17 protein-coding genes are annotated in these 24,612 nt (G+C 58.3%); 7 read left to right on the top strand and 10 right to left on the bottom strand.

Features of this window, described 5'->3' with window-relative positions:
• Positions 1–6: 6 nt before the first annotated feature.
• The 3 genes from ACQE2I_RS04065 to ACQE2I_RS04055 form a co-directional block, all read right to left on the bottom strand.
• Positions 7–1,032: a FecR domain-containing protein gene (locus ACQE2I_RS04065; RefSeq protein ID WP_427030192.1), complete on the bottom strand. Its 1,026-nt coding sequence runs from the start codon at positions 1,030–1,032 to the stop codon at positions 7–9.
• Entirely contained in the window at positions 1,033–1,587 is a 555-nt protein-coding gene (locus ACQE2I_RS04060) for a sigma-70 family RNA polymerase sigma factor (RefSeq protein ID WP_427030191.1), read from the bottom strand.
• Between the two features lie 86 nt (positions 1,588–1,673).
• Positions 1,674–2,639 (bottom strand): helix-turn-helix domain-containing protein, encoded by a 966-nt coding sequence (locus tag ACQE2I_RS04055; protein WP_301397673.1) that lies wholly within the window; start codon positions 2,637–2,639, stop codon positions 1,674–1,676.
• A gap of 246 nt (positions 2,640–2,885) precedes the next feature.
• Here ACQE2I_RS04055 and ACQE2I_RS04050 point away from each other — a divergent pair, with 246 nt between their 5' ends.
• From ACQE2I_RS04050 to ACQE2I_RS04035, 4 genes are read left to right on the top strand one after another with little or no spacing between them, the layout of a single operon-like run.
• Positions 2,886–5,066, top strand: coding sequence for a TonB-dependent receptor (locus ACQE2I_RS04050; protein WP_427030190.1), 2,181 nt, complete (start codon positions 2,886–2,888; stop codon positions 5,064–5,066).
• Positions 5,067–5,083: 17 nt separating this feature from the next.
• A complete protein-coding gene (locus ACQE2I_RS04045) occupies positions 5,084–6,352 on the top strand; it encodes an MFS transporter (RefSeq protein WP_427030189.1) in 1,269 nt (422 codons plus the stop codon).
• A complete protein-coding gene (locus ACQE2I_RS04040; protein ID WP_427030188.1) occupies positions 6,349–8,103 on the top strand; it encodes an ABC transporter ATP-binding protein in 1,755 nt (584 codons plus the stop codon). The genes ACQE2I_RS04045 and ACQE2I_RS04040 overlap by 4 nt, the downstream gene beginning before the upstream one ends.
• Positions 8,100–9,911: an ABC transporter ATP-binding protein gene (locus ACQE2I_RS04035; protein ID WP_427030187.1), complete on the top strand. Its 1,812-nt coding sequence runs from the start codon at positions 8,100–8,102 to the stop codon at positions 9,909–9,911. Before ACQE2I_RS04040 ends, ACQE2I_RS04035 begins: the two co-directional genes overlap by 4 nt.
• An 89-nt stretch (positions 9,912–10,000) precedes the next feature.
• Here ACQE2I_RS04035 and ACQE2I_RS04030 read toward each other — a convergent pair whose 3' ends face one another.
• The 4 genes from ACQE2I_RS04030 to ACQE2I_RS04015 form a co-directional block, all read right to left on the bottom strand.
• The gene (locus ACQE2I_RS04030) at positions 10,001–10,831 is read right to left on the bottom strand and encodes a helix-turn-helix domain-containing protein (RefSeq protein WP_301397667.1); all 831 of its coding nucleotides are present in this window, start codon (positions 10,829–10,831) and stop codon (positions 10,001–10,003) included.
• Between the two features lie 231 nt (positions 10,832–11,062).
• Positions 11,063–13,273 carry a TonB-dependent receptor gene (locus ACQE2I_RS04025; protein WP_301397666.1) on the bottom strand — a complete coding sequence of 737 codons (2,211 nt, stop codon included), beginning with the start codon at positions 13,271–13,273 and terminating at the stop codon, positions 11,063–11,065.
• A gap of 131 nt (positions 13,274–13,404) precedes the next feature.
• Positions 13,405–15,165, bottom strand: a complete 1,761-nt coding sequence (locus ACQE2I_RS04020) for an ABC transporter ATP-binding protein (RefSeq protein WP_427030186.1) — start codon at positions 15,163–15,165, stop codon at positions 13,405–13,407.
• A 6-nt stretch (positions 15,166–15,171) separates the two neighbouring features.
• A complete protein-coding gene (locus tag ACQE2I_RS04015; RefSeq protein WP_301397663.1) occupies positions 15,172–16,965 on the bottom strand; it encodes an ABC transporter ATP-binding protein in 1,794 nt (597 codons plus the stop codon).
• Positions 16,966–17,133: 168 nt separating this feature from the next.
• Between ACQE2I_RS04015 and ACQE2I_RS04010 the strand changes: the two genes are divergently transcribed.
• Genes ACQE2I_RS04010 through ACQE2I_RS04000 form a run of 3 tightly spaced genes read left to right on the top strand, consistent with a single transcriptional unit; the run spans position 17,134 to position 20,185 of the window.
• Positions 17,134–18,093 (top strand): ABC transporter substrate-binding protein, encoded by a 960-nt coding sequence (locus tag ACQE2I_RS04010; protein WP_301397662.1) that lies wholly within the window; start codon positions 17,134–17,136, stop codon positions 18,091–18,093.
• Positions 18,094–18,099: 6 nt separating this feature from the next.
• Entirely contained in the window at positions 18,100–19,110 is a 1,011-nt protein-coding gene (locus ACQE2I_RS04005) for a FecCD family ABC transporter permease (protein ID WP_427030185.1), read from the top strand.
• Between the two features lie 4 nt (positions 19,111–19,114).
• The gene (locus ACQE2I_RS04000; protein WP_301397660.1) at positions 19,115–20,185 is read left to right on the top strand and encodes a FecCD family ABC transporter permease; all 1,071 of its coding nucleotides are present in this window, start codon (positions 19,115–19,117) and stop codon (positions 20,183–20,185) included.
• Positions 20,186–20,266: 81 nt separating this feature from the next.
• Here ACQE2I_RS04000 and ACQE2I_RS03995 read toward each other — a convergent pair whose 3' ends face one another.
• Genes ACQE2I_RS03995 through ACQE2I_RS03985 form a run of 3 tightly spaced genes read right to left on the bottom strand, consistent with a single transcriptional unit; the run spans position 20,267 to position 24,527 of the window.
• Positions 20,267–21,499: an MFS transporter gene (locus ACQE2I_RS03995; RefSeq protein WP_427030184.1), complete on the bottom strand. Its 1,233-nt coding sequence runs from the start codon at positions 21,497–21,499 to the stop codon at positions 20,267–20,269.
• Entirely contained in the window at positions 21,496–22,527 is a 1,032-nt protein-coding gene (locus ACQE2I_RS03990) for a methyltransferase (RefSeq protein ID WP_301397658.1), read from the bottom strand. Before ACQE2I_RS03990 ends, ACQE2I_RS03995 begins: the two co-directional genes overlap by 4 nt.
• Positions 22,524–24,527 carry a TonB-dependent receptor gene (locus ACQE2I_RS03985; RefSeq protein ID WP_278371113.1) on the bottom strand — a complete coding sequence of 668 codons (2,004 nt, stop codon included), beginning with the start codon at positions 24,525–24,527 and terminating at the stop codon, positions 22,524–22,526. The genes ACQE2I_RS03990 and ACQE2I_RS03985 overlap by 4 nt, the downstream gene beginning before the upstream one ends.
• Between the last annotated feature and the right edge of the window lie 85 nt (positions 24,528–24,612).

The following is a 24,612-nucleotide window of genomic DNA, read 5'->3' as shown; positions in this document are numbered from 1 at the left end:
CTCTTTTTATTCCTCGCTGGAGCTTGCTTCGCCTGCCTCGATCTTGATCCACCAGGGCATTATCCGGCGCACTTTCACCGGCAGCGTGGTCTCGACCATGTTCAGGGTGCGTTCCAGATCATCGAGTGGGAAAGCGCCGAGCAGCGTTAGGTTCGCCACCGCCGGGTCGACTTCAAGGCGGCCACGATGGTGGCGGCTAAGCGCCGCGGCGAAGTTCTTGAGCGACATGCTCTCGGCCAGCAGAATGCCGTTGGCCCAGGCTTCCCGGCGGCCTTCGGCGGGCGTGAGTTCCCCGATGCGGTCAGCGGCGTAGCGGGCCTGTTGGCCTGCATTGACCACCTGCCGCTGGCTCGCATGCTGAGCATCGCCCTGGGTCTGGATCGCCACGGCGCCGTCAAACACCGCCAGCAGTTCGCCCGATGGCTGCTCACCCACGCTAAAACGCGTACCCAAAGGCGTCAGTCGCGCACTGCGGGTATCCAGGTAAAACGGCCGCTCGGCGTCTTTGCCGGTCTCTATCAGCACTTCACCGGTCACCAACGCCAAGCGGCGCTGGTCTTGATCGTAATCGACATTCAGCGCCGAAGCGCTGCTCAGCCAGACCTGGGTGCCATCTTCCAGTAGGATGCGAGTGATTTCGCCGGTGGCGGTGTGATAATCAGCGCCCCACTGCTGTACCAACCTTGGCAGCGGTGTGCTTTGCCAAAGCGCCGCGGTGAGTACAGAGACCAGCGCGAGGCTGGCCAGCCCACCCAACAGGTGGCGCCGCCCCCGCCGCCGCTGGCGCGCCAGGCTAATCACGCTGTCAGCGGTTTGCCGCTCATCCTTGCCTAGATTGTCAGTGAAGCGGCGGCTGACGCCTTCCACTTGATGCCAAGCCCAGCGATGGGTGTCGTTGGCATCCCGCCATGCCTGCCAGCGTTGACGCTCTGTTGCCGACAACTCCCCCGCTTGCCACTCGGCAAACCATTCGGCGGCCTCCGCCAACGCACGACGCCTGGCGGCTTCATCGGAGCTGGCGGCAGAGGCCATTTAGAGGCTCGCCTCGAAGCCTGCTTCGATCAACGCGCACTGCAGCATGGCCTGGGCCATATATTTTTTGACCATGCGTTCGGAAACTCCCAGTTCCTCAGCAATCTGCCGATAGGGTTTGCCATGCAGTTGGGAGGCCAGAAAGGCGCTAGCGACTTTCTCGGGCAACCGCGCCAGCATGTGGTCGATTTCGCACAGCGTTTCGATGACAATTTGCTGGTGTTCAGCAGAGGGCAAATGCGCCTCGGCGCTGGCCGCCAGGGCTTGCTGCCAGGCGCGCTCGATATCCTGGCGGCGCCAATGATCCACGCACAACCCTTTAGCCATACGGCTGAGATAGGCTCTGGCGCCTTCGAAACTATCCAAATGGCGAGGCGTTTTCAGCAGCCGCACAAACGCATCCTGCGCCAGATCCGCCGCCGACTCACTACATCCCAACCGCTGGCTGAGCAACTGCTGCAACCAAGGCTGATGGTGGTGATATAACTGACCGAGGGAGTTTCGACAGCCGGTATGGTAAGCCACAGGCTCGGCTGATCGGGGTGCCGCCGCCATATAAAAAGTGCCTCACTGATTCGAAAATGATTCTTATTCTTTTTCAATTCACAAGCAGTGTCAATGCACAACCGTGAGCATCGCAGTCAGCGCTGGCGTTTGACCTCTGAAGGGTTGATGCCAAACTGTTTCTTGAACGCGACGGCAAAATGGCTTGCATTGGTGTAACCCAGCTCAGCGGCGACTGCCAATACCGGCAAGCCCAGGTTCAGTTGCCGTCGCGCTTCCTGCATGCGCTCTTGCTGAAAAAGCCCGTAGACGGTGTTACCGAAGAGTTGCCGGAACCCGCGTTTGAGTTTCAGCAGGCTTAGGCCTGCCTCTTGTGCAAGCTCAGGCAGTGTCGGCGCGGCGCTAAGGTCATGTAACAAAAAATCCCTCGCACGTAGTAAACGCTGCTGATCTTGCCAAAGTATCCGGTCTGTGTGAGATGTTGAATGACCGTTCCCTTCTTGTATCAGGCTCACCATGACCAGGCATTGGCCGAGTAACCATAGCGGTGGGCGATTACTGCTACTACCAGCAACAGCCTGCGTCGCACACAGCCCTTGGCTCAACACTTGCGCAGTCGCGCGAAGTTCGGCATTGCAAGCGCAACGTGTCAGAAAGCAGTCCTCGCCAGCCGTATTTTGCGAAATCCCATGCGCACCGCTGGGCCACGCCTCCAAGATATCAGGCCGCACCATAACCGTGATGCTTTCGAATTTTCCTGCCTGGATGAAGGTGCCATGTCGCCCAGGATGGAAGCTAATGCTAGCTTCTTTTTCCTGCAAAGTGTGGGTACACGGCAAGGCGCCATCATCTAACCGGCTTTGCGAACTACCGGCAAGTGAACAGGCAAAACTGATCCTGTGATCGTCATCATAAATATCGAATGCTAGCGGCCGGGCAAAGTGCCCCTTCCACACAACGATATCCACACCATCCTGAAGAGTGTGCCTTAACAGTGTGCACTTATCCTCTCGAGACACTGGTAGCGATGCGCCCTGCCCTGGTGCCAACAGCGTCGATACGGCGACATCAGCTTTGGCACCAAATGAAGAATAAACCGACATAGGCATCACTTTTCCCCGCTCTAATCACTCGGCTAACTGCCCGTCAACCGAAACGGGCAGAGATTGGCCCGATTCGAGTAGATATAGAAATGATTCTCAATCATAAATAGTGCAGTTTCTCAGACAAAATGTCGAGGGCCACAAGAGACCAACGCTGCCTATATCTTATGCCCGATCAGGATATGTCCGGGAAGGAGAAGGCAGCCAGTTGGCGTCTATCCATCGCAATAAGGCGGGGAGGTAACCATGGGAAGAAAGGGATCAACTAACAAGCAGGTTCACCAGTACTTGGTAGGGGCACGTGACTCAGGATTCCTGAAACTGCTCGCCTGTACGTCTCTGCTGTTGATCAATGCCGCTTATGCGCAGCAGAGCGAGGGAGAACCAAGCGCAGCAGACGCCGTGACGGCTTCACCACTACCGACCATTACGGTCTCCGCACGGGGCGGCAAGACCCAGGAAGACCCCAAGGATCTTCCTTTCGGCATTACCTTAGTATCGGGTGAGGAGATTGAGGAGCGCGGCTTAACATCAATCGAAGACGTATTGCGCGCCACGCCCGGCGTCAACGTCAATTCGTCTGGCGGTGCCAACGTCTCTTCCCTCTATATCCGCGGCATCGGCGCTCTCTACCCGATGAGCATGGATGACACCTCCGTTGCCGTGAATCTCGATGGCAGCCCGCTCTCTTCCCGGCACATTTCCCTGGGCAATCTGGATGTTGAACACATCGAAGTGCTTAAAGGATCGCAAGGCACCCTATTCGGCGGCCTGGCCGAAGCAGGCGCCATCAACATCACTACCCGTAAGCCTACGCGCCATGTCGAAGGCTACGCCCGGGGTGAGTATGGCCAGGAGGGGCAACATTTGGTGGCAGGCGCCATTGGCGGGCCGCTCACCGACCAATTGAGCGGCCGCATCGCTATTCAACAATCGGCCTTTGACTACCCCATCACCAACCTGCAAACAGGCGAGCCAGTTGCCGAACCGGATCTGCTGGCACTCCGGGGCAGCCTGATGTGGGACGCCACGCCTGACACCTCCGTTCTCGTTAGCACTGAACGACAAAAGGCTAGGCACATGGGGGAAAACATCGTCCTTCGCCCCTACGGAGACAATCCGGTGATGGATGTAAGCCCAGGCATCTACGCTAACAGTCACAAGACAGTAGAGCGCTCTTCCCTGCAAGTTGATCACGAACTCGACAATAGCCAATTCACCGCTGTGACGTCCTACACCGACGGCTTTAACACTTCGCCTGTCGTCTACGACCGGTTGATCCAGGCGTCCAGAACCGGCAACCCGAATGCCACCGAATACTGGCAACTGCAGGAGTCTCGCGAACAAGTACTAACCCAGGATCTTCGCCTGTCGTCGCTACCCGGTGCTCACACCTTCTGGATTGGTGGGTTAAGCCTTTTGCACTCGGATCGCTCCTATGACAACCCGCGCAACACCTATGGTACCTCCAACGCCCAGTTCCGGGATTTCACCACGAACCGCTACGGTCTCTATGGAGAGACGACCCTGCCTCTCTCCAGTGATTGGAAACTGACCGCGGGGCTGCGCCACACCTGGGACAGCAAGACCTTTGATGCCACCTACCTTTCCGGCGGGGCGGCGACAGGCGAATCAGAGACGTTGAGCGACGACTTCACCACCGGCCGTATCGGGCTGACCCATGCGCTAACACCGGAGATCAACGTCTACAGCATGCTCTCGCGCGGCTACAACCCCGGCGGATTCCAGGATTACGGCAACGCCCCAGGCACAGCCAGCTACCGTGCGGCAACTTCCAAATCAGCAGAGCTAGGATTTAAGTCGGCAATGGCAGAGCAACGCCTGACCCTGAATGGCGCCCTTTTCTACACGGATGTCGAGGATAACCACTTACTTTCCTACGACTCTGCCACCTACGCCGTCAGTGCAGTTAATGCCGACACCCGCAGCATGGGTGCTGAATTACAAGCAAGCTGGCAATTCGACAATGGCCTCACTCTGTCAGGTGATGTGAGCTATATCGATGCAGAAATTACCACGGATGCCTTCGGGATAGGGGATGGCGACGTACATGCCGGTAACCATATGCCCGATATTCCCAGATGGTCTAGCCACTTGGCGCTCGTCTATCAAAAGCAGATTTCGCCCTTCTTCGGCATCTCCTCTCCATTACTAAACGCTCGCTTGGATTACAACTATCAAGGCGCGCGTCCTGCTGATCCTCAGAACTCATTCGACCTCGATGCCTATCACAAGATCGATATGCGTCTTGGCGTCGGCAGCGGCGACACTGAATGGTATGTATGGGGACGCAACCTGATGGATGAGCACTACGACCTGTATGGCTATTTTGCACCACCGTCTACCTACTATGGTGCGCCAGCCCAGGGCCGTGCCTTCGGACTCGGTGTTAACCACACCTTCTGATTTCCATGAGGCCGCACATGAGCTCGAAAACACCCAAATTTACCTGGTGTCTATTGGCCAGCCTATACACGACTCAGTATCTCGGTCTGGGATTCCTGGTGGTGGCGCTGGTGGTCATCTTGCGAGAACAGGGAGCCACGTTGGGGCAGGTGAGCCTTATCTATCTAATGGGGATGGTCTGGCCTTTCAAATTCCTTTGGGCGCCCCTTGTGGACAAATATAGCATTGCCCGTATCGGTCACTACCGAACCTGGCTAATCGTCATGCAGAGTGGGCTGGCGCTGACCTTCCTGGGTTTCGGTCAATTCGAGCCACTCAATGACTTTACAGTGATTTATGCCCTGTGCTTGCTCGTGGCGGTGTTCTCGGCAACCCAGGACATTGCCATCGATGGGCTGGCGTGCCGTCTGCTCTCCCCCGATGAACGAGGCGTGGGTAACGGTATCCAGATTGCTGGTGGCTTGCTGGGGAACATGCTGGGCGGGGGCGCGGTGCTACTGGCCTATCCTCATTTAGGGTGGCATGGCAGTGTGATGATCCTTGCCGTGGGCACCTGCTTACCCCTGGCACTACTGGTATGGTTTCGTGAACCACGCTGGAATACGCCACGGGCATCTGGCAATACCTTGATGCGGTGTATCAAGGCATTCTGGCGGCAACCCAATGGCCGCCACTGGCTCGTGTTGTTGCTGTTGTATCCAATGTCGAGCAGCCTTGCCTACGCCCTCATTACGCCCATACTGGTCGATGCGGGGTGGCGAATGGAGCGCATCGGCTTTTCTGTCAATGTCGTCGGCTCCTCGTTGGGTGTCTTAGCAGCACTATCGACTGGCTGGCTACTCACCAAACTAGGGCGACGTAAGGCCCTGATCGGTGCCGCCCTGGTTCAGATACCGGGGATCGCGGTCATTGCCCTACCTGTGTTTGGCTATACCAGCGACATGGTCGCCACCCTCTCCATTGGCCTCTTCTTTCTTCTTTACAATCCTGCGGCGACCGTTCTTGCCACGGTCATGATGGATCATGCGTCCTTCGAAAGCCCGGCGACCGACTACACGTTTCAGTACAGTCTCAATATGTTCGTCGCCATGGGCATGATGTCGGCGGGTGCGGCGCTAGCGGATACATTCGGCTACGCAGGCGTATTAGCACTGGCAGTATTGACGGCGGTCATCGCTGCGCTGCTCTCATTACGCTACCAGCCAACCGGAAGAGCAGCACATCGCAGGTATGAACGTTCGCCTCTTCAACCCGCCGCATTGGCGATTAGCGAGGAGGCGAGATGAATAAGCCGTGGGATATCATGCGACCCGTGCAGGGAGAGATCCGTTTTGCCATGTTGCTTGCGGGCACGAGTGCCATGTTCGGGCTCGCGTCGATTGCCCTGCTGGCGCTTGTACTGGGGCAGTTAATCCAACACCCCCATGTCTGGCCCTGGCAACCAATGACCACGGCCGTTGCCTGCCTGGCCGCCAGCCTGCTGCTACGACTGAGTGCGTTCAACCAGTCTCACTATGCTGCTTTCCGCTTGGAGACGATTCTGCGTACTGACATGGCGCAACATTTAGCGCAGGTGTCGCTAGGGGATATACAGCAGTATGGGGCGGGCGCACTGGCCAAGGTGATGCAGGACGATATCAAAGCGCTGCACCTTTTCGTGGCCGACAGTACGCCACTGTATGCCCGCGCCATTGTAGCGCCATTATGCACCTTGCTGATCCTTGTCTGGCTAGACTGGCGGCTGGCATCAGGCGCAGTGGCCGTGCTGCTGTTGGGATTGGGGGTACTTGGCCTGGCCATGCGTGATGCCAACTCAATGCAGCGTCGCTACAACACAGCACGCGAGTGCGTCAGCGCGGCAATCGTCGAGTACGTTCAGGCGATGCCGGTGGTGCGTACCTTCGATACCGGCCATGTGACTTTCAGCCGCTATCAGCAGGCACTGGAGAGCTATCGAAACGTGCTCACCGACTGGTACCAGCAGGCAGGTTTCGCCGCCCGCTACTCCTTCGCAGTGCTAAACCCGCTGCCAACCCTGATCGTATTGCTGGGCCTAGGGAGCTGGTTAACAACGCAAGGTACGCTGAATTTCGCTACCTGGACTGCTGTGTTGTTGCTAGGCGTCGGTATGGCCGAGTCCGTGATGCCATTGATGGCACTCCATCATCTGGTCGCCAGGGCGAAACTTAGCATTGGGCGCATTCAGCAGGTCATGGCGCTGCCCGTATTGCCAACGCCCGTACAGACCTGCCTACCAACAAGTACCACCGTCGATTTCGAGGATGTCAGCTTTGGATACGGCACTGACGCGCTATGCGACGGCGAGCTCGCCCTGCGCGATGTTACCTTCCATGCAGCCCCCGCCAGCGTCACTGCCCTGGTCGGTTCCTCGGGGGCTGGCAAAACCACCATCGCTCGACTGATTCCACGTTTTTGGGATGTCGACGCCGGATGCGTCCGGGTCGGCGGCGTTAATGTTCGGGATATGACTACCGAAACTCTCATGGCCCAGGTCGCCTTTGTGTTTCAGGAGACCTTTCTGCTCGCCGACAGCATTGCCAATAACATCCGCCTGGGGATGCCGGAGGCAACAATGGATGAGGTGGTGGCAGCGGCACGCGCAGCCCAGGCGCACAGCTTCATCCAAAATCTACCCGAGGGCTACGCCACACCTGTGGGGGAGCGTGGCGGCCTGCTCTCCGGTGGCCAGCGCCAGCGCATTACGATTGCCCGCGCTATTCTGCAAAACCGCCCCATTCTAGTGCTCGACGAACCCACCGCCTTCGCCGACCCAGAGAACGAGGCAGCACTAATGAAGGCGCTCTCTGCGCTAATGCGTAGCAAGACCGTGATAATGGTGACCCACCGGCTTGCCAGCATCCGTACTGCCGATCAGATACTGGTCTTCGAGCGAGGCCAACTAGTTGAGAGCGGTCAACACGATCAGTTGGTGACGCAGGACGGTGTCTATGCCCGGCTCTGGAACCGCCACGAGCAAGCCCAACACTGGGCGCTGAAGCGCGAGAATAACCGATGATAACCTCCGGCCCAGACCGCCGTTCCACCACCTCTTGGTACACAACCTGGCGCTGCCTGCTGAAAACGGCTGGCGGGCATGCCGCGGCACTGCGCAACAGCCTGATCGGTTTGTTGGTGGCCGCCATCGCCCAGGGGCTGGCACTGGCCTGCCTGTTTCCGATATTCAGGGCAATGCTGTCGACCGGTGATACGGAGGCTGCACTGCATTGGCTGGCAACCATGACGCTCTTGGCCATCTCCACCACTGTTCTGCGCTGGTGGGCACAGGGTTTTGAGTACAACGGCCAGTTGGCAGCAATGACCCACGCGCTGCGCACCCGCCTTGGCGAACAGCTGCGCCGCATGCCACTGGAACGTTTGCAGGACAGTCGCACGGGGGAGATGACGTCGATGCTGCTCGGCAACGTGGATGAAAACCTCAATTACACCCTGGCCATCGCCAACCTCATCATGCTAGCAGTGGTCACCCCGCTAACCGTCGCATTGGCCGCACTGCTGGTGGACTGGCGACTGGGTGTGGTGTTGTTATTGGTCTTCCCCGCCATCGTGCCCCTCTACGGCTGGCGCCGCCCGGCCATGCGGCGCGGCATGCGCCAGCTTAACCAAGCGCATCGGCGCACCAGTGCCGACATCGTCGAGTATCTCCAGGGCTTGTCGGCTCTACGCGCGGCATGTAGCGAAGGGACAAAAGCGGCGGCACTGCATGCCAGCTTTCAGCATCTTGAAACCGTGCAGGTTAAAACCCGTCAACACGCGGCTAAACCCGACGTTATCGTCGCCAGCGTAGTAGAACTTGGCTTGTTAGGAGTGGCGACCTGCGCCATCACCTGGGTGGTGATGGGAACCCTGGATATTGCGTCGCTGGCAGCCGCCTTGGTCATCATCGTGCGCTTTTCCGAACCGCTGGCAACCTTTGTCAGCTATACCATGATGCTGGAAATGATCGAGGCAGCACTGGAACGCATCGAGGCGTTGCTGGCGGTCCCCCCTCTGCCACAGCAGACTCCCGCTGTCGTACCCGACACCTTCGACATTCGCTTTGAAGACGTCTCCTTTCGCTATACGCAAGCCGATAACCCTGCGCTCGTGGGCTTTAGCGCCATGTTTCCGGCGTGTAGCATGACGGCGCTGGTGGGCTCTTCGGGCGCAGGTAAGACCACGGTGACTCGATTACTAATGCGCTATGCCGACCCCCAGCAAGGACGCATTACGATTGGCGATACTGACCTGCGCCAGATACCCAGTGAAGCACTGAGTGACTTAATTTCAGTGGTATTCCAGGATGTATACCTATTCGACGGCAGTGTCCTCGCTAACATCCGTAGGGCGCGGCCCGAAGCAAGCGAAGACGAGGTTCGAGCCGCTGCTAAGGCGGCGCAGTGCCTGACATTTATCGAGCGCCTCCCCCAAGGCTGGCACACACGGCTGGGAGAGATCGGCGACCGACTTTCCGGGGGCGAGCGCCAGCGTATCTCGATTGCCCGAGCGCTACTCAAGAACGCCCCAATCGTCATCCTCGATGAGCCCACCGCGGCACTGGATGCGGAGAACGAACTGGCCGTACACCACGCCATCGATGCACTTGTACGCAATAGGACAGTGATCGTTATCGCCCACCGTCTGTCGACTATCGTCGGCGCCGACCGAATTCTGGTCGTTGAAGACGGCCAGCTTATCGAGCAGGGAACACATGACGAATTGCTGGTAAAGGCAGGCCGCTACCGGACACTATGGGATACACAACACCAGGGCATCCAAGTCCACTCAAGAATTCAGGAAAACAGCCATTCACCCTCAGAGGAGTGATCGTTGAATTGCAAGACAAACTCCACCCAGAGTCGGCGCCGGGCTATTCGGAGAGGGCATTAGAAGAGGACATAGTGACTCATCGCTCTCTACTGAGCAGCGCCAGCGAACTGTCTAACTCTACTCGGCAGGCACCCGAACTGCTTCAGAAAAGCGGTGCTGAAATGGCTGACATTAGAGTAGCCAAGTACCATAGCGGTCTCGGTGACATTGTAATCTTGTAGCAAGCGCTTTGCTTTCTTCATGCGCTCTTCTTGGAAGAGTGCATAAATAGTCGTTCCAAATCGCTTTTTAAAGCATATCTTCAGTTTGCATTCGTTCATACCGACAGCACGTGCGAGCTTTGCAATGGTCGGTGGATCACTGAGATCTTGTAGCAGAAGTTCTTTGGCCCCATCCAGTTGGCGACATACACGAGGGGAGAGTGCATCGCACCCACGGCAGGTCTGGAACGCTGACAAGTGCCAGTGAAGAAAGTCTAACGTTGCCGCATGCAGCAATAATCGGTGCTGTGGTATATCTTTCATCAGATTGGCAATGCTCATCGCTGAGCGCATCGTTTTGCGGCATTGGCCAGCATGGCGGACGAAGAAATCAGCCTCTTCTCCCCTCTCCCGGCCAATCAGATCCTCTACCTCTTCTCCAGCCAAACCATAAAGAGCCTCAGGGGAGACCATCACCGTTAAATTCTGAAAATCATGGCTATGGCGAATGAAAAAGGACTCTCCGGCGGAATAGCCTAGGCTCACATCGCCTTGGGAGTAGTCCAGCGTACGGTTACCCACTTGGCCGTCGAACCTGCCAGCCAGTTGGCAATTCAGATGCAGAAACTGGTGATCTCCCGAAAATGACTTCGGCGTATCAATTGCCCCTAGGCACTCAGCCGTGGTGTGGCAAACAATGAGCCCAGGCTGCAACATGACCCCTATATGGTCTGTGCTCTGGAGTGTAGAACTCTCCAATCTGCCCCGAGTGCTTACCAAGTCTGACTGATTCATACCTCCCTTCATACCCGCCCCGCAACAATAATGATAATCAATATCAAAAGATATTTTTATCAGACTCTTTATTAATGCACAAGCTAAATGCATAAAGCCTTCATCCCTGAGGCTAAAGCCTTCCATAGCACTGTGGGGGCGCGGAAACGGGCGTCAGAAGTGGAGGGCAGCACCTAGTCCTACTGTGGCACCGCGAGCATAGGACACACCAAACACCGGATTGCCATCTGCATCCGTGCCAAAGCGATCTTTAATACTCATGTACTCTTCATCCAGCAGATTGTCTCCAAAGAAGTACACCTCGCTATTACCGAAATCCATCCCCAGGCGGGCGGATACCAAATGTACTGGTGGCAACTTGCCGAAGTTAGACGCATCCGTGTAGCGGCTCCCCATGTAGTTATAAGCAAGCCGCGCGTTGACGGTCCCATCTGCCAATACTCCACCAAGGCCGAGGTCTTGACCCGCTACTTGATAGCCAATAGCTGCTTTGGCGGACCATTCCGGCACTGTTGGCAAGTGATTGCCACTATTCAAGCCATCTTGTAGAGTCGCCGCCTCCTCAGACACGTTGCGCAGTGCTGTATTGGTATAGGCAACACCACCGCTTAGCCACCAGCGGCCCGAGGGGCGATACTGTGCATCTAGCTCTAAACCTGCTGAACGCGCATCCAGGTTCAGATTCTTACCGGTGAAATCCTCGTAGTCCCAGGTTTGCATTTGCTCCTTACGCATATCATTCAAGAACAATGCCCCACTTATCGCCAGGCGGTCATCAAGCCATGAAGAGCGGGCACCCAGCTCGTAGGTCAATACCGTCGAGGAGTCATAGGGGTCTCGGGGTACACCGCTCCACATAAGCGAATTACCCTGCCCAAAGCCACCGCTCTTGTAGCCTCTGGAAAGACTCGCCCAGGTCATCAGGTCGGGGGACCAATCGTAGGTGAGCGCTGCCCGCCCCGTTACAAAGTCGTAGCTCTTCTCCCCCTCCTCGGCAAAATAGGGCACAGCTCCAGACATGCCGTCACTGGTGAATTCCGAGTGGAATTCCTTGGATTCATGGGTAGCACGCGCGCCCAGCGATAGCTGCAGTTGATCATTCATTGGCAGGTTAACTTCACCAAATACTGCCTGCCCTGTTGTGGTGAGATCGTAGTCGGTGCTGCCCGTGGCGGAAGGACCGAAGTACCACATTTCGCTATTGCGATTTCGTTGCGCTTCATCCCGGTAGAACACCACACCCGCGAGCCAGCCAACCTGTGCATCAGGCAACGCAGCTACCCGGAACTCTTGGGTCAACCGTGAGTCTCGCTTATCCCAATCGATAAAGTTCGTTTCAGGATCCAGGAAGTCAGATGGTGGCAATCCACTAAAGTCACTGGCGATAATGGCATCGGGAAAGTTGTAGCTATTGCGGTTATTCAAGCGTGCATAGCTGGTTTGCGCCGTTGCCGTGAATGTGTCGAAATCATGTTCAAGTCGTGAGTTGATACTGAGCATGCGCAGATCATCCACGGTCTTGTTCTGAGCCGCCTGTTTCGCCTGCCCCGGGCGATCAGCAATGTAGGCCGTAGGTGCGGTGTCAGTGCTTTCTCCCTGAACACTAAGCAACCAGTTTGTTCGCTCGGTGGGGGTGAACAGTAAAGAACCACGTGCTACCCAGCTCTCATCTTTGCCCAGATCCTCACCCGCACTATTGGGAATATAGCCATCAGTTCGGGAGCGGCGAATCGCTAACCTGCCAGCAAGCCGTTCAGGCACGATGGAGCCATTGATAATGCTCTCGGCACGAAAGATACCATCCGTACCGACCTCTGTACGTAACGAACCCTCGAACCTATGATCAGGCTGCACAGGCACCAAGTTGATAGCACCACCGGCCGTATTGCGACCAAACAATGTATTTTGCGGCCCCTTGACGACCTCCATCCTCTCCAAATCCAGATAGGGTGAGAGCGAAGCGCCCATCGGCATGGGCGCACCATCGACGAACGTCAGTACCGAGCTATCATCCGGGCTAAGGGGCGTAAGGATCGGTGCCACACCACGAATGACGGTAAACGCATTGGAGCGATCTCCGAACGTGCCGAGACTGGCACCCGCCACATCACGCAACGCCGCCGCGCCATCGAGCATACGCTTCTGTTCCAGCGATTCACCGCTCTCCACATGAATTGACGCGGGCACATCCCGAAGGCTTTCTTCGCGACGCCGTGCCGTAACGGTGACTGACTCAAGCTTGGTGATCGGGTCGTCCAGGGTAGGGTCAGGGCGTTCATCCTCTGCAGCAGCATAGGGCGTTTTCGGTATAAACAAAAGACCTGCAATCAGCAGGTGGCAGGGTCGAATGCTCCGCATATTCATGGCTGTATCCGTATTGATGAAGTCAATGGAAGTCACCATGCTAGAGAGCCACGCGCTAACGGCACTACTCCAAACGGGACACGAACCCCCGAATGCGATTTATTTCTATTCTTTATCAGAATACTGGAACATCAGGGTGCTGGAATCGGATCGTCGGTTGCCTGGGCTGCCCACATGGCGGCATACAGACCGTCGCAGCGCAGCAACGCATCGTGCTTGCCGGATTCGACGATGCAGCCCCGGTCTAGGACAATGATCTGATCAGCATTGCGCACCGTGCTCAGCCGGTGCGCTACCATGATCAGGGTGCGATCCCTGGCTAAAGTATTAAGGGCGCGATGGATCGCCATCTGCGATTGCGGGTCCACGGCGGCAGTGACCTCATCCAGCAACAGCACTGGTGCATCCTTGAGCAGGGCCCGGGCAACCGAAAGGCGCTGGCGCTCGCCGCCAGAAAGAGCAAAACCTGACTCTCCCACTCGGGTTAGATAGCCCTCCGGCAACCGCTCAATAAAGTCAACACAGTCAGCGGCAACACACGCTTGTCGAACATCTTCATCGCTTGCATCCTCTCGCCCTGCCCTCAGGTTCTCGATGATGGTGCCGTCAAATATCTGGACCTGTTGAAACACCGCACTAACCTTTTTATACAGTTGTTCCGAGCCCATATCACGCAGGTCGACCTCCCCCATACGCACAGCCCCTTGGTCAGGGTCATAAAACCGCCCCAGCAGATGCAACAATGTGCTTTTACCCGCACCAGAGGGGCCGACGATAGCCGTGACACTCCGCTCGGGCACCTCGATGCTGATGTCACGCAATCGGGCCTCCCCACCATGGGAGAACGACACCGCATCGAAACTCACTGCAAAGTGTTCCGGCGTCTTCGCGGCAAGCGGCTCGGCGAGTGGCTCCAGTGCCCACGCCTCCTCTAGCTTGACTTCGCTTTGGCAGGCATGGCGCAACATGACCAGATATTCGGCCGCTTCCAGTAGCGGCCCAAGAAATTTGTAAGCCAGCAGGAAGAAGGCGATCCAGCTCACTGGGGAAATCTCGCCACCAAACACACTCAAGATACCAGCCAGCAGTAGCACAAGCAGACCGCACTCGACGAGGAAGCGAAACAGCATCACTGGGCCACCGCCCCATTTTTCAATGCTCAGGCTCATTCGGCGCAAGTCGGCAAAAGCCGCTGTTAAGCGCTGCGCCCAAACATCAGCTTGATGGAACAGGCGCAGTGTCGTAAGCCCACCGATGAATTCCACCAGCAGACCGGATGTCTGTCGGTAGAGTGCGTGTTTGCGCAGCCCCGCACGCTCGAACAGACGACGGCTGACCACCAGAGCCAGCGCAGCCAGGGGTACCAGAGCAGCTAGAGCGAGCGCTAGGCGCCACTCGATACTAGCCAGAACAAGCAGTGCCACCAGCGATAACCCCAGTGCGGAGACAAAGTCTGCCAAAACATGGGCGAAAATCGATTCCACACGATTGATGTCGTCCGTCAACACATCTGCCAGCTGTCCAACGCGGTGGCTGCGCAGCTCGCCAATGGGGACGTTGCGCATCCGTTCGATTAACCGTTCCCGGTAACTTGCAATGATGCGGTAGCTTTCTAAAAAGCAGCGTTTCTGGCCGCCATAGGCCAACAGCCACTGCAGTACAAAGCTGACGATCAGGGCCAGCGCTAGCCAGCCAGGATCTGCTGCCCAACCAAAGCCGGGGCGTGGAACCTCCAGAATGGTACACAACCACAGGTAACAGAGCAGATAAGGCATCAGTTCGCAGCAGCGTTCAAGCACCCTCAGCAGCAGTCCCAGCACCAATGGCCGCGCAGAAGTGCCGCTACGGGTAAGAATGCGCCGCAAGCTGATCCAGACATTCACGTTTGCCATCGTTTGCTATCCTTGTGACGTTGTCAGATCGCCGCGCTCCGAGGTCAGTGTCCAGTCGGAGCACGATGCTTCACAACGCATCATCGACTGGTAGTAGCCGCTACGCTGCATCAGCTGGTTATGACGGCCGCTAGCGGTCAGTCGCCCCTCCTCGATCACCAGAATCTGGTCGGCGCACTCAATGCCGGCAAGACGATGCGCGACGATGACGAAGGTCTTGCCGGGATACGCCTGTCGCAGATCCCGAAAAAAAGCGCGCTGGGTCAGGCTATCGGCAAACGCTGTCGCTTCGTCGAGCAGCAGGATCGGCGTATCAGCGAGCAGCACCCTTGCCAGCGCAATGCGCTGGCCTTCACCCCCGGAGAGGCGCGTACCGAGTTCTGCGACCTGGGTATCGAGCCCCTCAGGCAATCCGCACACCAGTGCTTCGGCCTGGGCAACCCGCAGCGCCTTATCTAGCTCAGCCTCACTGGCATCCGGCCGAGCCAAGCATAGGTTCTCGCGGATGGTGCCACTGAACAGGAATACCTCCTGTGTGGCCATTCCCACTAGGCGTGCCCGGTCGCTATCCGACAGTTGGCTCATTGGCCTAGCGTTGATGAATACCCCTCCGGCACATGGCATCAGCAGTCCGGCCATGATATGTGCGATAGTCGATTTCCCGGCGCCCGAAGGCCCCACCAGCACATTGAGTGACCTAGGCCGTAGGCAAAGGCTCACACCCGCCAACACTGGGTGGCCACCGTACTGCATATCAACGACCCTCAGCTCGACCAAGGGCGGCTCGCTGAACGTTACTGAGCGGCTCGCCATAGGTGGGGGCACCGGTAACGCCAAGATAGGCGCCATGCGCCGCAGCCCAGCCAGAATCGGCGGAATCTCCATAAAGAAGCGGCTGACCTTGAGTAGCGGTTTGAAAATAGCGGCGCCCAGCATCAGGGCCAGTGCCACATCCGCTGAGCTCACTTCGCCCCTGGCACACAGCCATGCACCCAGCGGCAACACCAGCAACATATGAGCCCCCAGCACGCTGGTAAATAGTGACCAAACAGGCACCGTTCGTCTGGTGATGGCCGTCGTCAGTTGGTAGTACGCCTGCAACCGAGACTGCAACAGTTGGAAATGTGATGCGGATCGGCAAAATACTTTCAGTACCGGCATATTGCGCAGATATTCCACCACCACATTATTGAGGTTGGCGGTGGCTAAGCTGAATTGGTCATGGTCATTGCCAACCCCGCGCATACCCAACATAGCGACGAATAGCGCCACTGGTCCGATGGCCAGCACTGCGAGCGCCAGCCGCCAGTCCAACCAGAACAGCAGTGCGGTAACACAAAGCGGCGCAAGAATCGCGGCGGTGATCTCGATCGTGTGATGGGCGAGAAAACCCTCAAGGCGCTCCACATCCTGAATGACCGACTGCTTCAAAGCACCACTGCCTTGCCCGTGCAACCAGGGTAAAGGTGCTGTCACCAGATTGGCGACCAAGGTATTACGAGCCGTTGCCATGATCGCGTAGGCGACATGATGGCTAATCAAGTAAGCCGAGCCGTAGAACAGGTACTTGAGCAGCAGCGCTGCCGCCAGCCAAGCCGCCAGGAACGGCAATGTCTCCACAAACCGATGTGGCGTTAGCACAAGGGTGCTAATCGCCTGGTAGAGCAACCAGAACGGCAGCAATTCGGCCAGTACCGCCAGGAACGTTATTAGCAGCGCCACTACCATCGCCAGTCGATGGCTAGCTGCGAGTTCGTAAAGCAAGCGCAGTGCACTGGTATTGGTTCTTAAATCTCTCATGGGCAGGCTCATGCTGATCGAAGCGAACTCAGCATAGAGAGGTAGCCGTCGCCAAGACTCCCCGCAGCAGATCCTTTTGTGGGTGACTTCACTCCCGATTCGGGTAGCTGAAGGGTGCCGATTAGCCAACAATTCCCTACTTCGAATGGCCGTCCCGGATTCCAGCTCATGCAACGTCTACGCTCGCTCCTTATCACAATTCCCGTCATGACCGTTCTGAATACAGGGGGCGTTCTCGCCCACGGTTTCCCCCTAACAATCGTCGATGACCGGAATAAAAACGTTGAGATTGCTCAGCTACCGCACACCGTTGCCTCTATTTCCAGTTTCGGTGCGGACGTACTGGTATCGTTAGGCAAGCAAGTCGATGGTCTATCGATACTGGGTGGCCAACAGTCTGACTTTCTTGGCGGCGCAGCAGAGGATGCTGTGAACCTTGGTGAAGTTCACCAAACAAACTTAGAAGTTCTAGCTCAATTATCTCCAGATTTAACTATCGGGCTACGCACCTACACTGAGCCTTTCGAACAGAAAATTGAGGAAGCCGGTGCCTTTCTGGCTTTTGACCTAATCACCCTGGAAGACTCTCTACGTGGTGTCGAACGCGCCACCCTGGCGCTCGGCGCCGAAAGCCAGGGTAGCGAGTTGAACGAGCGCTTCCTGAACGACCTGGAGAACCATGCCGAGCGTGCACCGGGCGACATCAGCGCCGTATTCCTCTGGCACTGGGGTGATGTTCCTTATGCTTTCTACAGTCATCACCTAACCGGACACATCATGACCCAGCTTGGCGCGACCAATATTCAGGGCAATCCACCGCCTGGCATGGCACCAGCGGATTCTTCCGCGATCAGCATGGAAACGCTGCTGCGCCTAAATCCAGATGTGATCCTGTCGTTCAAGGCAGAAGACGGCCCCTTCGTTAGCCACCCCGCTTGGCCCCGTTTGAAGGCCGTACGTAATAACCGAGCCTGGCGAGTAGGTGATCAGTACGTCATGCCCCACGGCCCGCTGGCCAGACAGATGGTACTTGAGGAGATGGCTTACCTGCTCTACCCAGAGCACTTCCCTGCTCCCGAAGATATCCCCGAACCCGCCCAAGCCCGGGCTATGAACTTCGAGCGCTAGTAGAGCATGGATAGTCTCCTACTCCAGAACCGAGTGAGGGCACTGCCGATTCGTGCACTCTGGCTTGCCTCAGCCTGCCTGTTCGTCCTCAGCCTAGCAACGGCAGGAGCACTTGCGCTGGGCGAGTTCGGTATTCCGTTCCACGTCCTGCTCCAAGCGCTGATGCGTGATGATGGGTCCGATGCGGCATTCGTGATTCGTGAACTGCGTATGCCCAGGTTACTGACCGGGATGCTGGCAGGAGGTGCGCTGGGTTTAGCGGGCGCCATCGTGCAATCAGTCACCCGCAACCCGTTGGGTGAACCTGGATTACTAGGGGTCACGTCAGGGGCGGCATTCGCGATGGCGCTGTGCATGACCTACTTCACGCTATCGACCCCGACCATGCTGCTACTGAGCACAGTGGGTGGAATAGTTGCAGCGCTACTGACACTTTCCATCAGTCTGGGGGCACGCCTGAACCCGCTGTACCTGACACTGACCGGAATGAGCGTCAACCTGTTCTTCGCCGCCGCCATCATCGTGCTACTGATCTGCGCCAATGTGGAGGCCAACGGCATCTATTACTGGTTAACGGGCAGCCTAATTAACCGAACCTGGGAGCATGTACACCTGCTGTGGCCTTGGGTGATACCTGCCTTACTATTGGCGATCGTCTTTGCTGGCAAACTGGATCTATTGCGCATGGACGATGAAATTCTCGTCGCTATCGGCATGCGCGTCACGCCTTGGCGGCTGCTGTTCGGTGTCGTTGCCGTACTACTGGCGGCAGCGACAGTGGCGGCAACGGGCCCAATCACCTTCATTGGTTTGGTCTCCCCCCACTTGGTTCGCTTCACCCTGGGCGCCAATGGAGTTCGTCATCGCCACCTACTACCGCTGTCTGCCTTGGTCGGCGCAAGCCTGGTATGTGCGGCTGACCTTATCGCCAAGTGGCATGAGGTTCCCGTCGGGATTCTCTGCGTACTGCTGGGCGGGCCAGTACTGGTTTACCTGATCAGTCGGCAGGAGGGCTAGCTCCATGTTCCAAAAACATACAACAACTCACAGCGGCGTGGGCCAACGCATGCCATTGCGCATCCCCCTCGTACTGCTCGGGGTCGTCTTGGCACTGCTGGTGCTAGCCTCTCTGTTTATTGGGGCTGTATCGGTGTCGCCACGACTGATTCTCGATGGCCTATTCTCAGGCCAAGCGTCGTCACTGGAAGGCACGCTGGTATGGCAACACCGTTTGCCACGCGCACTACTCGCCATCCTAGTCGGCCTGCAGCTCGCCACCGCAGGTCTGATCTTGCAAGCGGTGTTCCGTAATCCATTAGCGGACCCGAGTATCGTTGGCATCTCCAGCGGTGCTGGACTCGCAGTCATCACCGTTCTGCTGCTTGCCGACCTTGCCACGGCGGATGTGCTAAGCGGCGATGCTACTCCCGCAATGATGAGCTGGCTGCCCGCAGCAGCACTGTTCGGTGGGTTGCTGGCAGCCAGTTTGGTACTGGGCCTATCATGGCGGACACAGCTGCGGCCCATCCATTTGGTGCTCAACGGGATTGCTGTGGGCTCTGTACTGAACGCGCTAGTGATGTGGGTCATCATCACCTGGGGCGGTGCACGCACTGAAATCGCCTTGATCTGGCTGGCTGGCAGCCTATACGGACGCGACTTTCAGCATCTGTACATGCTTTGGCCCTGGAGCCTAGCGGGATTACTCGGCACCCTGGCTTTGCTGAAACCACTTGCCCTGCTGCGCTTTGATGACAGCCTGGTGATCAGTCTGGGGCTTCGCCCTATGTTCTGGCGTGCTGCCTCCATTGCTGTTGCGGTTCTGCTCGCCGCCAGTGCGGTGGCGGTTACTGGCCCGGTTGGTTTCGTTGGGCTGGTCACCCCACACCTCGCCCGGCTACTGGTGGGCTCAAAACCGCATCGGTTATGGATTGGCAGCATGTTGCTTGGCAGTATGCTGATGCTGTGCGCTGACCTCATCGGCCGCACCTTGATCAGCCCATTAGAGATTCCCGTGGGTGCGTTAACGGCCTTGCTTGGCATACCCATATTCCTGCTGCTCTTGCACCGACAAGCAAGGGTTAAGTTATGACTGAGTATAGGCCACCAAAGACGGCGGCTATGCAAGATTCAATCGTGGATTGAGCCGAACTCATTCAGCATCTTATCTACTTCACCCATTCAACACAGCCCGCTGCAGCCTCCTACTGACCAGCAGCACCAGCACCACTACCGCCGCCATGCCTAGCGCCAGCGCCGTAAACATAGCTGGGTAGCCCAGCCGGTCGAGCACAATACCGGCTAGCACGGGTACCGCCAGGCGCGACAGGGTGAACAGGCTGGCCTGTAGACCGTAATCCAACGCCTGATACCCTGACCGGGCAAAGTGCATCATCAGGCCGAACATGACGCCCGAAAGCGCGCCCATGGCACAGGCCAACAGTCCTGCGCCCACCAGCCACAGACCATGCCCCGCGGCCATGTAACCCACTCCCCCCAGAGTCGCCAGGGCCAGCGTTGCCAAAGCAGCTAACAGCGGCAAAGCTCGGCTAAGCCCAACACTCCGTGCCAGGCGCTGTCCCGCTAGACTCGCCAGGGCGCCCGCTATACCACCGCCAACCCCCACCCACCAGGCGACTTGCTCCACCGGCATCCCCAGGTCAAGCAATAGCGGTTTTAGATAGATCCAACCGGCGCCAACGAAGGGAAAGAGTAGCATCAGCAGGGCGACCCACAGGCCTGCGGCTGGCTGACGGACAAATCCCATCGCCCCCTTATGGTTCAGAGACTCAACCGTCCCCTCCACTGAGGCATACGGCTGCCTGCCAACCTCTGGCGGTACCGATATCCAGCGTAATAGGAGTCCTCCCACGGCCAATAGCAATGCCATCAGCACGAAGGGCACTGCTCCCCCTGCACGCTCGTGCACGACCAGTAATAGGCCGCCGCCCACCACCGCAGCCAGAAACAGCGCCGCCGAACGAATTCCTCCGGCGCGTAGTCGCTCTTCGGCGGGCAGGCAGCGAATCGCCAGCGCGTTCACGGGCACATCAGCCCAAGTCGCCAACCAACTGATCAGCAGCACCCAGCCATAGAAACGCGGCGGCTGCGCCAGTGGGAAGTCGTACGCTAACCCTAGCAACGCCAAGCCCAACAGCAATCCGAGCAGACCAGCCCAAGCGCGATAGCCTCCGCCACCCAGGCGGCAGCGCTCAACGGGAACCGCCATCACCAGTTTGAGCACCGCTGGCAGGCCCGCCAGTTGCAGTAGGCCAATCTGGGTACCACTCCAGCCCTGCTCGCGCAGCACCAGCGGCATTCCCAACAGCAGATAGATACTGGGCAGCGCCAGGGCGAAGTGGAGCCAGCCGAATGCCAGTTGCCGGGCGGTCAGAGAGCGCATCATTTCGCCCTCCTACGCGCCACCAGAGCCGTGGCAGGCGCCATGGGAAGCGCAATCGGCTGCGCCTCACACACCTCGAAACCCTGCGCCAGCAGTGCCTGACGCAGATCACCGGCCTGAGTCACCCGGCGCCCCTGCCACAGCAGCGGCAGGTAATAGGACAGCATGCGGCGGGCCGCCTCGGGTTCTGCGGGAATTTCAGCGTGCACGCAGATCAACTCACCGCCGGGCTTTAGTGCGGCATGCAATTTGGCTAGGCTGGCCGAAAGCTCGGGCACGAAATGCAGTACCGAAGAGCACCAGATCAGGTCGTACCCGGTGCCGAGGTCATCCCTCGCCAGATCGCCGCCCCGCGTATCAAGACGCGAGGCCAGGCCGGCTTCGGTAATATGTTGCGCCGCCACATCGGCTGCTTCGGGCAGCTCAAAGACCACGCCGTGCATATGTGGAAACGCCTTCGCCAGGGCGACAGCGACCAGCCCTGGGCCACCGCCTAGATCCAGCAGCCGCCAGGCTGATTCAGTCGCCCTCCGTTGTGCCACCAATTCACAGGCGGCAGGCGCCGTTACCGCCGCCTGCTCGCGTGCCAGATGGCCGCGCGCTGCCACGGCCCAGCGCTCACCGTTGGCCAGCGGTGCTGGCCGGTTTTGTCCGCGCAAGCCATTGGCTAGCCCGGCACCGAAATCGCGCAGGGAAGCAAGTCGAAAGCGCCAGGCATCACTACAGTCTAACGCTGAGGAAGACGCCAGATAGCGCCGCGCCACCTCGCTGCTGGTGTAGTGCCACTCACCCGCGGCATCGCGGCTTCGGTCGAGCAGTTGCATGCTCCATAACAGCGTCAGCCAGTGGCGCGTGGCTTCGGGCTGCCATGCATGCATTTGTGCCAGTGCCTCAGGGGTGCAGGGTGACGCTAGCGTCTCAAATAGATCCTCTGCTAAGGCAAGCTGTAGGGCCTCGGCCTGTACAGCGGCCAGCGATAGATCCCAATAGGGCTGCAGCGCATGGGGAAGCGCATCCGCGGGCCGGCTCATAACGATACCCCCACACGCAAGCCAATCTCACGGGGCGGGCTGTACTCCCGTATCGTGCCGTTGAGCAGGCCCACCGCATCGTACTGTCGGTCAGCGGTGTTGTTCACATAGACCCCCAGTTGCCATGGCCCCTGTTGATAGCCGCCAGCCAGATCGAGCAGGGCATGACCAGGACGACTGAAGCGGTTGGCCGCATCCAGGTAGGTCTTACTCATGCCACTCAGGTTGGCCTGGGCATACCAGCCCTGGGGTGAGTCGTAGCGCAGCCCCAACCGACCGCTAATATCGGGCGCAAAGGGGTTGTGGTGGCCGGCGTGGTCACCGCTAAGATCGTTGAACTCGCGAAATCGGGTACGATTGAGCGCCAGGCCCGCCTGGAGCGTCCAATGTCCGCCCAGCAGGTAGTCAATATCCAGCTCTACGCCCTGGGAACGCGCCGCGGCAGCATTGGTGATTTGCACACTACCGGGCTGAATAACTTGCTGGACTTGCATGTCGTCAATGGTCATCCAGTAGCTGGCTAGCCCATAGCGTAACCGTTGCGAAAGCGCTGTTCCCTTGATACCCAGCTCGTAGGAAGCCACTTGCTCAGGTTCGTAGCCGGGATAGTCACTCTGAGCAGAGAAGGCGTTGAAGCCACCGGCGCGAAACCCTTCGGCATAGCGGGCATACAACCAGTCGTCGTCACCCAAGCGGTACTGCAGGGCCAACTGCGAGGTAACATCATCCCAACGCTCGCTGCGCTGCCCGGCTCCCCGGGGCGTCAACGCCACCCGGCTCTGCTCTATGCGCAGGCCTGGTGTTAGGCGCCAACGCTCGCCCAGCGGCAACGTCCACTGCCCGAACAGCGCGAGGTTCTCAGCCTCCAGCGTCGCCTCACTGCGCTGGGTGCCCATCGGGTTGCGTTGCTCGAACTGCAGTTGATGATCATCACGGTCACCGTACAGGCCCAGCACCCAACTGCTCTGCCCCTCATCACCCTGACGCTCCAGACGCAGTTCCTGGGATAAGGTGGTCAAACGCTGGTCGCGCCCGACGGCAAAGCGCTGAGCTGGCGTTAAATCGGTATCCTGGGTGACGCGATCACGGATCTCCCGCCGCGCCGTGATGGATCGCAGGGTCAAATCAGGCGCTAAGGCATGACGCGCATCCAGGGAAATATCCCGCCCGCTTGAGCGGTTACTACCGGGACTGGGGGAGTCAATGCGACGCGTATCGTGACCGTTTGCCCCGACAGGCCCCCAAGGAGCCGCACCGTCGCGGTAGTGTAACTGCCCATAGCGCAGAGTAACGTCCGTATCCGCGGTCGGCGTCCAGAGTAGACGTAGCCGCCCGCTCTTGCGCTGGCGGTCATCTGCCTCACCCGCACGCGCCAGGTTATCCACGAGGCCATCCTGCTGGCGCCACTCCCCGCTGACCCCAAAATAGAGCTGCTCGGGTACGAGTGCCTGAGCGGCATCGAGGCGTAGCGCGTTCAGATCACGGCTGCCCAGCGTAGCCCCCAGTTCGGCATAGGGGCCTGCATCCGGCTGACGGGTATGCAGGCTGACCACGCCTGCCTCGGCGTTGCGGCCATAGAGCGTCGACTGGGGCCCGCGCAGCACCTCAACCCGTTCCACACCCTGCAGGTTGTGATCAAACCCTTGGCCAGCCACGACGGGCACCCCATCCACCAGCATTAGGACTGATGAGGAGAAAGCGGTAGCACCTGAGGTTAGCCCACGCATTACCGGCAGGGCGGTACCCGACTGGCCAAAAGGCTGAAAACTCAACCCAGGCGCATAGCGCGCCAAGTCGCCCATATTGGAAGCACCGGCATCCACCAGCGTCTCGCCGGATATTACCGCTAAGCTCGCCGGTACCTCTTGCTCAGTCTGCGCGACTTTGTTAGCCGTTACCTTCACCACGGGTAGTACTTCCCCTTTAGCGATGCTGCCCACGCTGCATCCCCCCAGCAGAAGCACCACCACTGCATTTCTTTTCAACCCCTTGCTCTGCATCGCCCCCCCCTTAGTGCTGTTTCTGGCTCCCGACTAGCGCGGGAACCTTCAAGGGAGTAGGCTAGCTATAAACGATAGCAATTAT

This window comes from Halomonas sp. H2 (assembly GCF_050215315.1).
In the GTDB taxonomy this organism is placed as follows: domain Bacteria; phylum Pseudomonadota; class Gammaproteobacteria; order Pseudomonadales; family Halomonadaceae; genus Vreelandella.
This window is presented reverse-complemented; position numbering and strand designations above follow the sequence as displayed.